This is a genomic window from Rhizobium sp. SG2393 (genome assembly GCF_042610495.1).
Taxonomy (GTDB): domain Bacteria; phylum Pseudomonadota; class Alphaproteobacteria; order Rhizobiales; family Rhizobiaceae; genus RU20A.
Genome location: NZ_JBHGAP010000006.1, coordinates 111,694 through 126,691, shown reverse-complemented (window position 1 = coordinate 126,691; position 14,998 = coordinate 111,694). Strand labels below are relative to the sequence as shown.

At 65.4% G+C, this 14,998-nt stretch carries 16 protein-coding genes; 13 read left to right on the top strand and 3 right to left on the bottom strand.

Annotated features, from left to right (window positions below):
- Positions 1-2: 2 nt before the first annotated feature.
- The 6 genes from ACED18_RS14270 (at position 3) to ACED18_RS14245 (ending at position 4,687) form a co-directional block, all read left to right on the top strand.
- A complete protein-coding gene (locus ACED18_RS14270) occupies positions 3-308 on the top strand; it encodes a putative quinol monooxygenase (RefSeq protein ID WP_377293496.1) in 306 nt (101 codons plus the stop codon).
- A 12-nt stretch (positions 309-320) separates the two neighbouring features.
- On the top strand, positions 321-1,211 hold the full coding sequence (locus ACED18_RS14265; RefSeq protein WP_377293324.1) for an NAD(P)-dependent oxidoreductase: 891 nt from the start codon (positions 321-323) through the stop codon (positions 1,209-1,211).
- A gap of 47 nt (positions 1,212-1,258) precedes the next feature.
- Positions 1,259-2,254 (top strand): DctP family TRAP transporter solute-binding subunit, encoded by a 996-nt coding sequence (locus ACED18_RS14260; protein ID WP_377293322.1) that lies wholly within the window; start codon positions 1,259-1,261, stop codon positions 2,252-2,254.
- 63 nt (positions 2,255-2,317) lie between these two features.
- Positions 2,318-2,875, top strand: a complete 558-nt coding sequence (locus tag ACED18_RS14255) for a TRAP transporter small permease (RefSeq protein ID WP_377293320.1) — start codon at positions 2,318-2,320, stop codon at positions 2,873-2,875.
- Positions 2,872-4,152 (top strand): TRAP transporter large permease, encoded by a 1,281-nt coding sequence (locus tag ACED18_RS14250; RefSeq protein ID WP_377293318.1) that lies wholly within the window; start codon positions 2,872-2,874, stop codon positions 4,150-4,152. The genes ACED18_RS14255 and ACED18_RS14250 overlap by 4 nt, the downstream gene beginning before the upstream one ends.
- Before the next feature lies 1 nt (position 4,153).
- Positions 4,154-4,687, top strand: coding sequence for a gluconokinase (locus ACED18_RS14245; protein ID WP_377293316.1), 534 nt, complete (start codon positions 4,154-4,156; stop codon positions 4,685-4,687).
- A gap of 87 nt (positions 4,688-4,774) precedes the next feature.
- Here ACED18_RS14245 and ACED18_RS14240 read toward each other — a convergent pair whose 3' ends face one another.
- Positions 4,775-5,674: a LysR substrate-binding domain-containing protein gene (locus ACED18_RS14240; protein ID WP_377293314.1), complete on the bottom strand. Its 900-nt coding sequence runs from the start codon at positions 5,672-5,674 to the stop codon at positions 4,775-4,777.
- 543 nt (positions 5,675-6,217) lie between these two features.
- On the bottom strand, positions 6,218-7,543 hold the full coding sequence (locus tag ACED18_RS14235) for an NAD(P)/FAD-dependent oxidoreductase (RefSeq protein ID WP_377293312.1): 1,326 nt from the start codon (positions 7,541-7,543) through the stop codon (positions 6,218-6,220).
- Positions 7,544-7,781: 238 nt separating this feature from the next.
- Here ACED18_RS14235 and ACED18_RS14230 point away from each other — a divergent pair, with 238 nt between their 5' ends.
- Complete coding sequence (locus ACED18_RS14230; RefSeq protein WP_377293493.1) at positions 7,782-8,258, top strand: Lrp/AsnC family transcriptional regulator; 477 nt, start codon at positions 7,782-7,784, stop codon at positions 8,256-8,258.
- Positions 8,259-8,282: 24 nt separating this feature from the next.
- Here the strand turns inward: ACED18_RS14230 and ACED18_RS14225 are convergent, their stop codons facing one another.
- Positions 8,283-9,170: a LysR substrate-binding domain-containing protein gene (locus ACED18_RS14225; RefSeq protein ID WP_377293310.1), complete on the bottom strand. Its 888-nt coding sequence runs from the start codon at positions 9,168-9,170 to the stop codon at positions 8,283-8,285.
- A gap of 156 nt (positions 9,171-9,326) precedes the next feature.
- Between ACED18_RS14225 and ACED18_RS14220 the strand changes: the two genes are divergently transcribed.
- The 6 genes from ACED18_RS14220 to ACED18_RS14195 all read left to right on the top strand — a co-directional run bounded on the left by ACED18_RS14220 (position 9,327) and on the right by ACED18_RS14195 (position 14,997).
- The gene (locus ACED18_RS14220; RefSeq protein WP_377293308.1) at positions 9,327-10,466 is read left to right on the top strand and encodes a TauD/TfdA family dioxygenase; all 1,140 of its coding nucleotides are present in this window, start codon (positions 9,327-9,329) and stop codon (positions 10,464-10,466) included.
- The gene (locus ACED18_RS14215) at positions 10,463-11,227 is read left to right on the top strand and encodes a class II aldolase and adducin N-terminal domain-containing protein (protein WP_377293306.1); all 765 of its coding nucleotides are present in this window, start codon (positions 10,463-10,465) and stop codon (positions 11,225-11,227) included. The genes ACED18_RS14220 and ACED18_RS14215 overlap by 4 nt, the downstream gene beginning before the upstream one ends.
- A 354-nt stretch (positions 11,228-11,581) precedes the next feature.
- Positions 11,582-11,917, top strand: coding sequence for a hypothetical protein (locus ACED18_RS14210; protein ID WP_377293304.1), 336 nt, complete (start codon positions 11,582-11,584; stop codon positions 11,915-11,917).
- Positions 11,918-12,166: 249 nt separating this feature from the next.
- Positions 12,167-13,240 carry a DUF475 domain-containing protein gene (locus ACED18_RS14205; RefSeq protein WP_377293302.1) on the top strand — a complete coding sequence of 358 codons (1,074 nt, stop codon included), beginning with the start codon at positions 12,167-12,169 and terminating at the stop codon, positions 13,238-13,240.
- Between the two features lie 324 nt (positions 13,241-13,564).
- Complete coding sequence (locus ACED18_RS14200) at positions 13,565-14,509, top strand: Bug family tripartite tricarboxylate transporter substrate binding protein (protein WP_377293300.1); 945 nt, start codon at positions 13,565-13,567, stop codon at positions 14,507-14,509.
- Entirely contained in the window at positions 14,506-14,997 is a 492-nt protein-coding gene (locus ACED18_RS14195) for a tripartite tricarboxylate transporter TctB family protein (protein ID WP_377293298.1), read from the top strand. Before ACED18_RS14200 ends, ACED18_RS14195 begins: the two co-directional genes overlap by 4 nt.
- Position 14,998: the final 1 nt, after the last annotated feature.

Here is a 14,998-nt window from a genome sequence, read left to right as displayed (position 1 = left end):
TGATGCCGAACAAGCCCTTTGTCGTGATTGCCGAGTTTCAGGTGAAGCCCGGCAGCATGGACGACTTCCTCGCTGCCGCCAGGGATGACGCGGCCCACTCCGTCGCCGACGAGCCCGGCTGCTGGCAGTTCGACGTGATCCGCCCTGAGGCAAGCGACGACACCGTGGTCTTCTACGAGGTCTACGAGAGCCGGGCCGCCTTCGATGCGCATCTCGCAACGCCGCATCTCGCCCGTTTCCGCGAGGCGTTCCCGCCGCTGATCGTCGTGGAGCGGCCCGTCCGCTTCGCCGATCGGCAATACCCCTGAGGCGTGCGGCAGATGAGCGGAGTGTCCTCACATCAACCTGTCGCGGTTCTCGGAACCGGCATCATGGGCGCTCCCATGGCGCTTCGTCTTGCCGGTGCCGGGTTCCGGGTCAGCGCCTGGAACCGCAGTGCGGAGAAGGCGGCGGCGCTCGCAGCCGGCGGTGTCGTGGCGGCAGCCACCGCCGCCGAGGCCGTCCGGGATGCGGATGTCGTCATCTGCATGCTGAGCTCCGGCCCGGTCTGCGACGAGGTTCTGTGCGGCGGGACGGGCGCGATCGGCGCGATGCGCGCCGGTGCCACGCTCGTCGTCATGAGCTCCATTCCCGTCGAGACGGCGGTTGCGATTGCGGGCGTTGCGGCGGCTCGCGGCATTGCCTGCATCGATGCGCCCGTTTCCGGCGGGGAGCTGGGCGCCAGGGAAGGCCGGCTGGCGATCATGGCCGGCGGGAAGGCCGACGAGATCGAACGCCTCTCTGCGGTCTTCGCGCCGCTTGGCCGGGTGACCCATGTCGGCCCGGCAGGCAGCGGATCGCTGACAAAGCTTGCAAACCAGCTGATCGTCGCATCGACGATCTGCGCCGTCGCGGAGGCCCTGACGCTGGCGGAAGCCGGCGGTGCGGACCCGGGGCGTGTCCGCGAGGCGCTGCTGGGCGGGTTTGCGGACTCCACCGTGTTCCGTCAGCACGGGCTGCGGATGGTGGAGGGTAATTTCAGGCCGGGCGGTCCGGCCCGATACCAGGTGAAGGATACGTCGACCGCGCTCGGCTTCGCGCGCCGTCACGGTCTGCGACTGCCGGTCGGCGAGGAGGTCGATCGACTGTTTCAGGCCATGGTGGACCACGGCGACGGTGACCTTGACCACAGCGGAGTCATTCTTGAGTTGAAACGGATGAATGCGGGTTGAACCCGTGTCACCCACCGATCATCGTGAATTTCAAACGGGAGGAAAACATGAAGTCTTTTGCAATCCGCAGCATCGTCGCGGCAGCGGCCCTGCTGGCCTCGAGCCTCGCCCAGGCCGAAACGCTGACGCTGTCGACGCCGGATCCGGACTCGTCCGAGATCACCGTTGCCGCCAACAAGTTCGCCGAACTCGTTTCGGCCAAGACCAATGGCGAACTGACCGTCAAGGTATTCCCGAACGGTACGCTCTATGGCGGCGATCCGTCCGGCGCGGTCAAGCAGCTGGCCGGCGGCTCGCTCGACATGCTGGTGCTGGCGACCTCGCTCTACGCCAATTTCAATCCGAAATTCTCGGCCATCTCCATCCCCTATCTCTTTGACGACGAGGCGCAGCTGCGCGGCTATCTCGCCGGTGAGCAGGGCAAGGAACTGATCGCCGATCTCGACAAGATCGGTATCAAGGGCATCAATCTCTGGCCGCGTCCCTTCCGCCAGATGACCAATTCCAAGCGCCCGATCGAAAAGCCGGACGATCTCGCCGGGCTCAAGTTCCGCGTGCCGAACAACCCGCTCTGGGTCGAGTTCTTCGGCAAGCTCGGCGCCGTTCCCACGCCCATGGCCTTTGCGGAGGTCTACAACGCCCTGCAGCTCAAGGTCGTCGATGGGCAGGAAAACCCGATCAACGTGCCGCTCTCGGCCAAGTTCTACGAAGTCCAGAAATATGTCTCCATCACCAACCACATGGGCGATGGATGGGTTCTGGGCATCAACCCGGCCAAGTATGATGCGCTGAGCGACGCCCACAAGAAGGCGCTCCAGGAAGCGGCCGTCGAGGCCGAGGCCTGGAAGGTCGAGAACGACACGGCCACCGCCGAAAAGACCATCGAGGAACTGAAGGGCCACGGCATGGAGGTCAACCGCCTGACGCCCGAGCAGCAGAAGGCCTTCGTTGCCGTTGCCAAGCAGCTCTATCCGGTCTTTGCCGGACTGGTCAAAGACCAGGCCTTCTTCGACAAGACGATTGCCGCCGTCGGCAAGAACTGACCGCTGCGAATGCCCGGACCGGCAGCCAACCTGCCGGTCCGGCCCATCAAGGGAGGAGACATCATGTCAAAGGACAGCTCTACATTCGCCAAGGTCCTGAAGGGGCTCAGCGATATGGCGGCGGGGCTCGCCGCCTTCGGCGTCCTCGCCGTCGTTCTGCTGCAGGTCTCGAGCCGCCTGCTCGGCATGTCGATTTCGTGGACGGAGGAAGCCACGCGCTACCTCTTCGTCTGGATGATCTTCCTCGGGCTTGCCGCCGGCTTCCGGACGGTGGAGACGGCGCGGGTCACCGTCATCCTGGCCATGTTCCCGCGGCTCATTCGCCGGCTTTCCGTGCCGATCTACGTGGCGAGCTCGGTGGTGTTCTTCGCCCTGATGGGATGGACCGGCTACAAGCTCGCCTGGCAGCAATACGCCATGAACGAGACCGCGGCGACCCTGCCCGTGCCCATGTGGCTGCTCGGCACGATCATGCCGCTCAGCGCCATTCTCGCCGTGCTCGGGATCATCGATTCCCTGAAGCGGCGGCGTCACCTCATCGAAATTCTCGAGCCGGAGGTCCAGATGCCCGAACTGCGGCAACAGGCCGTCCATGCCTCGCCTGCGGAGAAACTGTCATGAGCCTCGTCCTTCTCGCGCTCTTCCTGACGATGAGTCTCTTCGGCGTGCCGCTTGCCGTCGCGCTGGGTCTTGCGAGCGTTATCGCCATCGTCATGTTCACCTCCACGCCGGTGGATCTGATGGCCCAGAGCATGTTTTCGGCCATGAACTCCTTCCTGCTGGTCGCCGTCCCGCTCTTCATCCTCGTCGGCGTTCTCATGGAGCGCGGCCGGGTGGCCGAAAAGCTCTTCGACTTCGCCGAAGCCATCGTCGGCTGGCTGCCGGGCGGGCTCGGCCATGTGAACGTCGCTTCCTCGGTGATCTTCGGCGGCGTCTCGGGATCGTCGGTTGCCGACATCGCCTCGATCGGCGCCATCGAAATCAAGGCAATGGAGCGCCACGGTTTTCCGAAGGGCTATGCCGTCGGCATGACGCTGTGTACCTCGACCCTGTCGTCGATCATTCCGCCGTCGATCCTCATCGTGATTGCGGGCTCCATCGCCAATGCCTCGATCGGCACGCTGCTCGTGGCCGGCCTCATTCCCGGCCTCTTCATCGCCTTCGCCTTCATGGTCTTCAACCACTTCTACGCGGTGCGCTACGGCTTCAATCCGCCGACGCCCTTCAATTTGAGGCTCGTGATCAAGACCGGCATTGCAGCGATCCTGCCGATGCTGACGCCGGTCATCCTGCTCATCGGCATCGTGGACGGCTATTTCACGCCGACCGAGGCGGCGGGCATTGCGGTTCTCTACACGCTGTTCCTCTCGGTCATCCTCTATCGCACCATCGCGCCGAAGGAGCTGCCGGGGATCTTCATCGAGACCGCGCGCACATCGGGAACGATCCTCTTCATCGCCGCCACGGCCAAGCTGGCAGCCTGGGTCTTCACCTATGACGGTCTTCCGGCGCAGGTTGCCACCTTCCTCGGCACCATTGCCACCGGTCCGACGATGGTCCTCATCCTGATCTTCCTGTTCCTGATCGTGGTCGGCATGTTCATGGATGCGATCGCCGCCATGTTCATCCTCATCCCCGTGCTGCTGCCGCCGGCCGTGTCGCTGGGTGTCGATCCGATCCACTTCCTGATCGTCATGGTCATCACGCTGACGCTCGGTCTCGTCACGCCGCCGGTCGGGGTGTGCCTCTTTGCGGTGGCGCAGGTGGCGAAGATGTCGATCGAGGACGTGGTCAAGGGATCGCTGGCGCCCATGTCGATCCTCATTGCCGCGATTCTCGCCTTGGTGCTCTTCCCGGCGCTGACCCTCTGGCCGATCCAGATGCTGGGGCTTTACTGAGATGTCCACGCCCATCCAGCCCCCGGTTTCCTTCCTCGTCGTCATGGGCACGGCGGGAACCGGAAAATCGGAGATCGGCCGTCGCCTGGCGACGGCCCTCGGGGCCGCCTTCATCGAGGCGGACCTCTTTCACAGCCCCGGAAACGTCGAGAAGATGCGCGCCGGCATCGGCCTGACGGATGCCGACCGCGAACCTTGGCTCCATGCCGTCTGCAGCGCTGCGATCGAGGTTCCCTCCCGCCCGGTCGTCATCGCCTGCTCTGCGCTCAAGCGGCGCTACCGCGATCTCCTGCGCGACAAACTCGGCGCAGTCCAGCTCGTCTTCCTCGATGGTACGCGCGATCTCATTGCCGCCCGGCTTCAGGGCCGGCAGGGGCACTTCGCCTCCGTCGCTCTCCTCGACAGCCAGCTTGCAACGCTGGAACGGCCGGGCGCGGATGAGGCGCCGATCGTTCTCGACATTGCCCTGTCGCCGGATGCGCTCATGGATCGCGCCGTCAACGCCATTGCCGCCGCGCGCCCAGACGCGGCGTGAGGCCCTCTCGAGCTTTTGGCCCGTAGCCGGTCCATCCGCCTGCCCGGACGCAAAACGGACGGGACCAGCCACCGATCCGACCGGGTCTTAGCCCTGTCCCTGTAGCGCCTGCCAGGCATCGCGCTCCTCGCGCAGCCATTCCAGGAACTGGCGCACTTTCGTCTGGCGCAGGTGGTCGCGCGGGCAGACGATCCATTGGGTCGTGATACGCAGGTCCGGCGGGTTTGCCACCGGGCAGACGAGCCGGCCGCTCGTCAGCTCGTCCTGCATCATCAGCGTGCTTTCCAGCGCAATCCCCATGCCGCGCACGGCCGCATCGATGGCCATGTGGCTGCGGTCGAAGAGCACGCGCCGCCAGCGCCGTTCAGACGTCACCTCGGAGAGCTGGAACCATGGCCCCCACTGCGCCTGCGACTTGACGGAATGGATCAGCCGGTGGGCGGGAAGATCCTCGGCCGACAGCGAGGCCGCCGGCGCATAGGAGGGGGCGCAAACCGGCAGGAAACGCTCCTCCGCCAGTCCCTCCACGAAAAGGCCCGGCCAGCGGCCATTGCCGTGGCGAAGCTCGAGGTCGACCAATTCCTGGTTGAAATCCGTCGGCTCGTTGGTTCCGTCGAGTCTGACTTCCAGATCCGGATAGCGATCGAGCAGCCCGCCGAGCCGCGGCAGCAGCCACTTGTTGGAGAGCGTCGGCGTGGCGCGGATGGTCAGCGTCGTCACCGACCGGAAGCCGCGGATCGTGGCGGTCGATTCCTCGATGCGCTCGATCTGGTCGGAGATCATCGAGAAATATCGTTCGCCCGCCTCCGTCAGCGCAATGCCGCGCCCCGCCTTGGTCAGCAATGTCACGCCGAACTGGTTTTCGAGCAGCTGGATCTGCTGGCTGACGGCCGAAGGCGTGACGCTCAGTTCCTCGGCCGCGCGCGAGATGCTGCCGGCCCGCGCCGTGACGTGGAAAACGAGAATGGCTTTGATCGGCAGTTGCATGCGGCGTGCGGACCCTGGTGCGCTGTCAGACCTGATGGAGTGAGCCCGTTTCTCTGAACGCTTCCGTTCGAAGCATCATCGTGACGGTCCTCGTTTCACGCCGGTCGGACGATGCCGCAAAGCATAGGGCAGCCCGCGGCGAAGGAGAAGCGCAAACGGCTTTCACCGTGGTTCGAGCAGGGCAGCCATGCCCAATGCGTGCACCTTTTCTTGTGTTTTCGGGCGTATAAGGGGGCAAGTCACACGATAGGAGCCTATCATGAAGCGCGAACACGAAAAGGCCGCCCGCCGCGGCATCCTGAACACCATGTGGCAGGCCATCTGCCAGGAGCGCCACCGTCAGGTCGAGCGTGTTCTGAACGCGCGCCAGCCCTGAACACCCGCGATCCGTCCCGCGCCCGACGGCAGACGGTTTCGGTCGGCAGCGGCGTATCGCCGTAGCCTTCGGGCTTCAACAATCCTGAAAAGAAAAGCACACGGCATGGGTGGTGATCGCGCGGTCGCCCCCCATGCTTCAGGCGCTTGAAGCGCCGGGCATCGCTGTCAGAAGTCGGCGACCTTGCCCCAGGCCGAGGCGGCGAAGCGGGACGGGTGGTAGGGCCTGGGATCGACGATCGGCTCCGCGCCCGTTACGATGTCGGCGATCAGGTGGCCGGCGCCCGGGCCGATGCCGAAGCCGTGGCCGGAAAAGCCGGCCGCCAGAAGGAAGCCCGGCAGCGTCTCGACCTCGCCGATGGCCGGCACGCCGTCCGGGGTGGAATCGATATAGCCGGCCCAGCTTGCGGTGATTCTGGTCTTCTTCAGCTCCGGCAGCAGCGCCAGCGCCCGCTGATGGGTGAGCCGGATCGTCGCCTGGTCGGGTTTCGGATCGAGGATGCGCATGCGCTCCATCGGGGTCGGCCGGTCGAGCCGCCAGCGCGCCAGCGTCTCATGGCCGCTCCTCAAACCTTCCAGCGTGCCGGGGCCGACGCTTTTGCGCCGCTTGAGGAACATCGGCAGGAATTGCGGGGCGAAGCGGATCTGCTGCGGCGTGACATCCACCCGCCCGCGGCCGCTGATGGCCAGTGTGTGGCCGCCATCGCCGCGCGCGGTCAGCGAGATCTCGGCCGTATGCAGCGCCGGCGGAATGCCCTCCGCCCCGCCGGACACCGACAGGATGGAGGAGCGGATCGAGGCCTGCGGAAAGCGGATGCCAAGCTGCCGGCAGAAGGAGGAGGCCCAGGCCCCGCCGGCGAGGATGGCCGTTTTCGTGCGGATCGTGCCGCGCTCGGTCACGACGGCGCTCAAGCGCCCGCCCTCGGTCTCGATGCCGCGTGCCGCGCAGCTCTGGATCACCGCACCGCCAAGGGCCGCAAGGGCACGCGCCACGGCGGGTGCCGCACGGGCGGGATCGGCAATGCCGTCGGAAGGCGAGAAGACGCCGCCCTTCCAGCTGCGCCCCGTCGCCCGTCCCTTCTCGGCGGCTTCTGCTGCCGACAGCATGTGGGTGGTCACGCCCACGGTGCTGGCAAAATCCCGCCAGCGCGCCCAGCCGGCGATCTCGGCCTCGTTGTTGGAGAGATAGAGAAGCCCGCAGCGGCGAAAGCCCGTATCCTCGCCGCTCTCGGCGGCGAACTGCTCCCACAGGTCGAGGCTCTTGGTCGAGATCGGCAGCTCGCGCGCATCGCGGTTCTGCTGGCGGCACCAGCCCCAGTTCCGGCTCGATTGCTCCGCGCCGATCCGGCCCTTTTCGATCAGCACGGTCTTCAGGCCGCGCCGGGCCAGATGGTAGGCTGCAAAGACGCCGATGATGCCGCCGCCGATCACCACCGCATCGGCGGTTTTCGGCAGATCGCTGACGGTTTCGATAAGAGCAAGCGGCGCAGGCATGGCAGTCTCCGTTTTATCGGCAGCCTATGCGGTCCAGACCGGCACGCGGCACCAAAATCGCGTCTGGCGCAGCAGAAAATTCCTGTTGCCGCCGCCGCCTCCAAATCTTCTGCGCCGGCCGCTGAATCCATTGCCGCCAGCCGCCTGCGTTGGACAATCCTTCCGGCTGTGCTAACGTTACCGGCAGGACTGACAGCATTTTATGCTGCAAAGCACGAGGGAGCACGGCGGGCCGATGATGAAACTCGACAGGACGGATATCAGGATCCTCTACGAGTTGCAGAAAAACGGCCGCATCACCAACGTGGAACTGGCCGAACTGGTCCACCTGTCCCCGAGCCCCTGCCTGATGCGCGTCAAGCGGCTGCAGGCCGAGGGCTATATCGAGGGCTATTCCGCGCAGATCAACCTCGGAAAGCTCGGCCAGACCCTGACCGTCTTTACCGAGATCACGCTGAAGAACCACCGGCAGGTGGATTTCGCCCGCTTTCTCGCCGTGGTGGACAAGGTCGATCAGGTCATCGAATGCCACCTCGTCTCGGGCGGCTACGACTATCTGCTGAAATTCGTCTGCGCCGGCATCGGCGAATACCAGACGATCATGGAACGCCTGACCGACATGGATATCGGCATCGACAAGTATTTCAGCTTCGTCGTGCTGAAATCGCCGATCGTGAAGGCCCATCTTCCGCTGACGAGCCTGTTCTCGGTGTGACCTTCGGCGGGCGGCTGGCGGCGCTCATGACGCGGCCGCTCCCTGCACCCAGTCCGCAAACACCCGGCACGCCGCCTTGCCACGGCTACGTGCGGGAAAGACGAGGTAGAACGCCTCGCGCGGCAGCAGTTCGGCATCGGGCAGCGCGATCAGGCGACCCTCGCGCACGAGGTCGGCCGTGTTGGATTGCCAGCCGAGCATCACGCCCTGTCCGGCAAGGGCTGCCTGGGTCGCCTGAATGTAGTTGGTGAAGGTGCGGCCGGGCAGGCGGTTCGGGGGCAGGCCCTTACGCTCCAGATAATCGCTCCAGCCCAGCCATGTCCGGTCGCTCTGCACGACATTGAGCAGCGGCACGGCGGCGAGATCGGCCACCGTCCGCACCCGCTCAGCCAGGGCGGGCGCAAAGACCGGCACGACCCTCTCGTCAAAGAGCTTCATCGTCTCCCCGTCGCTCCACTCGCCCGTGCCGTAGCGGATGACGAGATCGACGCCGGGGGCGACCTCGGGGCTTGCCACCGTCGTCAGCACGTTCACGCCGATCTCCGGATAATCGTTGTAGAAGCCCGCCAGCCGCGGCATCAGCCAGTAGGTGGCGGTGCCCACCGTGCAGGCGACGGTGACGGATGTGTCGTCGCCGGCGCGAAGGCTGCGCACCTCCTCGATCGCCGCGCCGATGCGCGAAAGCCCCTCGGCAATGCCGGCGCGCATGATCTCGCCGGCCGGGGTCAGCGTCGCCGGCCGCGTGGCGCGGTCGAGCAGGCGGATGCCCACATGCTCCTCCAGCGCCTTCACCGCCTGGCTGACGGCCGGCTGCGTCACGTTGAGGGCGTTGGCGGCGCGCTGCGTCGAGCCGAGCCGGGTCAGCGTCTCGAACACGGTGAGAAGCCTGAGCGGGGGCAGGGGGTCGGACAAATATAACTCCAGTCTTATTTTGTGCGTAGTTTTTTCCGCATTCCGGCGCGGCGGCTTTCGCCGTATTTTCGTCGTGAGACGCCGGATTGCAAGGGATCAAACCGCTCCGGCGCCAGAGCTTTGCGGATCAACAGTATAACAGAGGCGTCGATCGCGATGAACGCACATGTCAAGCCGAACGGCACGGTCAACCTGAAGGAAAAGGGCCTGAGCCTGGTTCTCAGCGAGGGCCGCGAGGCCTACTTCAATTACTACTGGCTGCGCGACAACTGCCCGACCTCCTTCGACAGCAAGACGCGCGAGCGCAGCTTCGACATCTTCCACCTGAGCACAGCGCCGCGCGCCGAAAGCGCCGCCATCGAGGGCGATCACCTCGTCATCACCTGGGCCGGCGAGGGGCACGTCTCCCGCTATCCGACGGCGCTGCTTGCGCTCTACACCGAGGGCAGGCAGCGGCCGGACCCGGCCGATCTGCCGCGCAAGGCCTGGTTCAGCGACCATTACCCGGAGATCCCGCGCTTCTCGCAGCCCGAACTCCTGGCCAATCCGGCAAAGGTGGCGGAATGGCTGCGGGCCATGATCGTCGAGGGGCTCACCATCGTCACCGACATGCCCGACAGCAATGAGGGCCTGACGGAAACGGTGAAGCTGATGGGCCATGTGCGCCCCACCTTCTTCGGCGAATATTTCGACGTGAAGACCCACATCAACCCGACCAACACGGCCTATACGGCCAAGGCGCTCGAACTGCACACGGATACGCCGGCCGAGGAGCACGCGCCGGGCATCCAGTTCCTGCATTGCCGGGCCAATACGGTCGAGGGCGGGCTCAGCATCTATTCGGACGGCGTCGCCGTCGCCAACGAGTTCAAGCGCATCGATCCGGAAGGCTTCCGCCTGTTGTCGGAAATCGACATTCCCTTCTATTGCGAGCACGACACCTATGACATGCGCTCGCGCCAGCGCGTCATCGAGCTGGACAAGTATGGCGAGGTCGCGGGGCTCACCATCAGCCAGCACATGGCCGATCTCTTCGACCTCGACCAGACGCTGCTCGACGACTATTACCCGGCCTTCTGCCGCTTCGGCAAAATGCTGCAGGACGACCGCTTCATGATGCGCTTCATGATGAAGGGCGGCGAATGCATGGTGTTCGACAACCACCGCATCGTGCACGGGCGCCTGGCCTATTCCGCCACGAGCGGCGACCGCTACCTGCGCGGCTGCTATGCCGACCGCGAGGAAATGCGCTCCACCTATCGTGCGCTCGTCAGCGAAGGGCGGTTCAAGGCATGAACGTGATGACCCCCACCCCTGCAATCGCCGAGCCGGAGGCGCTTGTCGCGCTCCGGCAGGACCTCGCCGCCGCCTTCCGCATCTGCCACCGGTTCGGCTGGAGCGAATCGGTCGGCAACCACTTCAGCGCCGCCGTCTCGCCGGATGGGCGAAAATTCCTGCTCAATCCGCGCTGGCAGCACTTCGCCACGATCAGGGCGAGCGACCTGCTTCTGCTCGATGCCGACAATCCGGATGTGATGAACGGGCCGAATGCGCCGGATCCTTCCGCCTGGACCATCCACGGTACGGTGCATCGCCTGTTGCCGGAGGCGCGTGTGGTGCTGCACTGCCATTCGCCCTATGCCGTGGCGCTTGCCTGCCTCAAGGATCCGACCATGCTGCCGCTCGACAACAACACGGCGCGCTTCTTCGGCCGGATCGGCTACGATCTCGATTTCGGCGGCATTGCCGATGCGGCCGAGGAGGGCGAACGCATTGCCGGCATGATGCGGGGCAAATCCGTGCTGGTCATGGGCAATCACGGTGTCTCGGTCGCCGGCGAAACGGTGGCGGATGCCTTCGAAGACCTCTATTTCTTCGAGAAGGCCGCCCAGACGATGATCCTGACGCTGTCGACCGGCAAGCCGCTCGCCGTGCTCTCCGACGAGATCGCGAAGGCGACCTCCGACGGCTGGGGCCCCTATCGCGGCATGGCCGAGCGCCATTTCGCCTATCTCAAATCCTGCCTCGACCGCGAGGATCCGTCCTACAGGGACTGACGCGGTCGCCGCAGCCGGCCATTGAAATGCCGCCGCAATAAGTTTACTGCGATACTCATCTATTGAGTATCGAGGGCGTGGCGCCGTGCGCGCGCCCACAGAATGGCGAGAGGCGGCATGGCAGGCGGCGGTTCGGCCGGAAGGAAACAGGCGGCGACGACGCGCGGCCGGCGCGCGCGGGTCCCGACCTCACCCGTTTCGCAGCGTAGCTGGTCGGCTCGACTTTCCCGTTCTCATCTCTTCTCTCCTCGGGGAGAAGATGCCGGCAAGCAGGTGAGGGGGATTGTCTGCAGGCGCTTTGATGGCACGGGCGAAAGCCGCCACCAACACTCCCACAGCCGGGAGCGCTGAGCCATGGGCGCCTGCATGCTCGGCCGCTTCGTCGCCCTTGTCACCGCCATCCAGGATGCGCCGGATGCGCCGGAGACCAAGCTTGCGGCCGGTCTCGTCGCCGCTGCCCATCTCGACATGGCGCGCTCGGCACGGGCTTTCGCGCTGACCTTCGGTGCCCCGGAGGAGACCGTGCGCGCTGAGCTGGCGCGCATCGCAGGGCCGGATGCCCACCTCGTGCTGGAGGCGGTGGACGGAGCGACGGACGGGGCGGCGGGCGAGGGTTCGTTTGCCCTGACGGAGCGGGGCCGCGCGCTCGTCGCCGCCGTCGTGATCACGCCGCCCATCACACGCACTTGACGAATGCGTGAAGCTGCGTAATTAAACGGACGTTCCCGCGCATCGAGACATCGCAAGACAGCGCGGACGGAACCCGGTGCCGGGCCCCTCTGGCGAGAGTTTTACGGCGCTCTCGTGATGTCGGTACCGCCTGCATTTTCGGCCGGCGGAAAAAAAGCCAATGACCATCCTTTCCATGCGTTGTGCGCGTGCCTTTTCGGCTGCGCATCGTTTCACCCCTTGCGCCCTTGCCGGCACGGAGTGCGCCCGATGACCACGAAGGCCGCTCCCTCCACGCTCAGCTATTTCACCTGGGCCTTCATCGTCACCGTTCTCGGCCTCATCCTCGGCGCCTGGCTCGGCTGGCAGACCACCGGCACGCTGTCTGGCATGCTCACCGTCTTCTTCATCTGCTCGGTGCTGGCCGTTCTCGAAATCTCGCTGTCCTTCGACAATGCGATCGTGAACGCCAACAAGCTGAAGGACATGACGCCCGTCTGGCAGAAGCGGTTCCTCACCTGGGGCATCCTGATCGCCGTCTTCGGCATGCGCATCATCTTCCCGCTCCTGATCGTCGTCATCGCCGCCCATATCGGCCCGATCGACGCCGTCATCCTCGCCGCATCCCGGCCGGAGGAATATGCGCGCATCATGAACGAGGCGCATCTGCCGATCGCCGCCTTCGGCGGCACCTTCCTGATGATGGTCGGCCTCACCTACTTCTTCGACCACGAGAAGGACGTGCACTGGATCTCCTTCCTCGAAGCCCGCATGGCCCGCTACGCGACCATCAAGGGCGTCGAGATCGCCTTCGTGCTGATCCTCATCCTGGTCTTCTCGCGCTTCCTCGATGAAGCCGAATCGACCGCCTTCGTGCATTCCGCCATCTACGGCCTTCTGACCTTCCTGCTCGTGGAAGTCCTCGGCGGCTTGCTGGATGCGCAGCAGGAAACCATGAGTGCTGCGGCCAAGGGCGGCCTTGGCGCCTTCATCTACCTCGAAGTGCTGGATGCCAGCTTCTCCTTCGACGGCGTGATCGGTGCCTTCGCGCTGACGCAGAACCTCTTCGTCATCGCCATCGGCCTTGGCATCGGCGCCATGTATGTGCGCTCCATGACGATCATGCTGGTCGACAAGGGCACGCTTGCCGAATACCGCTACCTGGAACACGGCGCCTTCTACGCCATCCTGATCCTCTCGGTGATCATGTATTTCCAGACGCTGGTCCACATCCCCGAAGTCATCACGGGGCTCGGCGGCGCCGCCCTCATCGGCGTCTCGCTCTGGTCCTCGATCCGCTACAACAGGCGCGAGGCGCTTGAAGGGGCACACAGCCACGGCTGAGGCAGCGTCCTCACCTTTAAGACAAGTCGAAGCCCGCGGTCGCGATCGCGGGCTTTTTCGTGCTGGTGGATCGTCCTGCGGTCCCGTTGCCCGTTGGCCTGTCACGCGTGCTGCGAAACTTTCAATCGTTAAATGTCAGTTAAATGTCAGCTTGCTGTGGTGCCTTGTGCGCGACCGGACACGCCGTGGAGGCGGGGTGTCGCGGGCCGGGAGGACTGCCACACATCGCCGGATGCGCCGCTTCGCTCGAAGCGGGCCCGCGCCTGTTCTCCCGCATCATGGTTCATGACGCCGCACGTAGTGCGGCCAACGGAGGACACGACCTTGAAGCACTTCTTTCTCGCCTCGCTGATCGCCGGCGCGCTCTCGCTGCCGGCCTTTGCCGCCGACTACACCATCATCGCGCCCGCCAATCCCGGCGGCGGCTGGGACCAGACGGCCCGCTCCATCCAGCAGGTCATGCAGCAGGAAGGTCTGGCCGGCAATGTGCAGGTGCAGAACGTTCCGGGTGCCGGCGGCACGATCGGCCTTGCCCAGTTCGCCAGCCAGTCGGCCGGCAATCCCAATGCGCTCATCGTCGGCGGCTACGTCATGGTCGGCGCCATCCTCACCAACAAGGCACCCGTGACGCTGAAGGACGTGACGCCGATCGCGCGTCTGACCGGCGAATACGAAGCCATCGTCGTTCCCGCCTCCTCGCCCTTCCAGACCATCGGCGACCTCATCGCGGCGCTGAAGAAGGATCCGGGTTCGGTTTCCTGGGGCGGCGGCTCGGCCGGCGGCACGGACCACATCGCGGTCGGCCAGATCGCCAAGGCGGCCGGCGTCGATCCGACCAAGATCAACTACATCGCCTTTTCCGGCGGCGGCGAAGCGCTGGCGGCCATCCTCGGATCGCAGGTCTCGGCCGGCATTTCCGGCTATGGCGAGTTCGAAAGCCAGGTGAAGTCCGGCACGCTGCGCCTGCTCGCCGTCACCAGCGAAGAGCGCCTTGAAGGCGTCGATGCCCCGACGCTGAAGGAAGCCGGCCTCGACGTGGTGGTGCAGAACTGGCGCATGATCGCGGCAGCACCGGGCCTGACGGACGAACAGAAGGCCGCCGTCTCCGCAGACATCGAAAAGCTCGTCAAGTCGGCCGGCTGGCAGGAAACGCTGAAGACCAAGGGCTGGCAGGACACCTACCTCGCCGGCGCCGCCTTCGACGAACAGCTGGCAAAGGACATCGCCGCCACCGAGACGACCCTCAAGGATATCGGACTGGTGAAATGAGCGGTCACAACCCCTCTCACGCAACGCCGCGCCGCCCGGATTGGGCGGCGCTCGGGGCCGCCATCGTGCTCGCCGCCATTGCCGGCGTGATTCTGTGGGACACCTCCCACCTCGCAGCCCTCGTCGCCTACTCCCCGGTCGGGCCGACGACGGTGCCCTATGTGGTGGCGATCGGCCTGATCGGGCTTGCCATCTGGACGGTCGTCGCGGCCTTTCGCGGCGAGTTTCCCGAGCGCGAGCATCAGGAGATCGGTCCCGTCGTGTGGATCGTCGGCGGTCTCGCCGCGCAGATGCTGCTGTTGAAGACGGCCGGCTTTTCGATCGCGACCGGCGTGCTGTTTGCCGCAACCGCCGCCGCCTTCGGCCGGCGCAAGCTGTGGATCTCGGTGCCGGCGGGCATTCTGCTGTCGCTCGTCATCTGGTTCGTTTTCGCCCGCCTGCTTCAGCTGTCGCTGCCGGCCGGGCCGCTGGAACGCCTGCTGCCCTGAG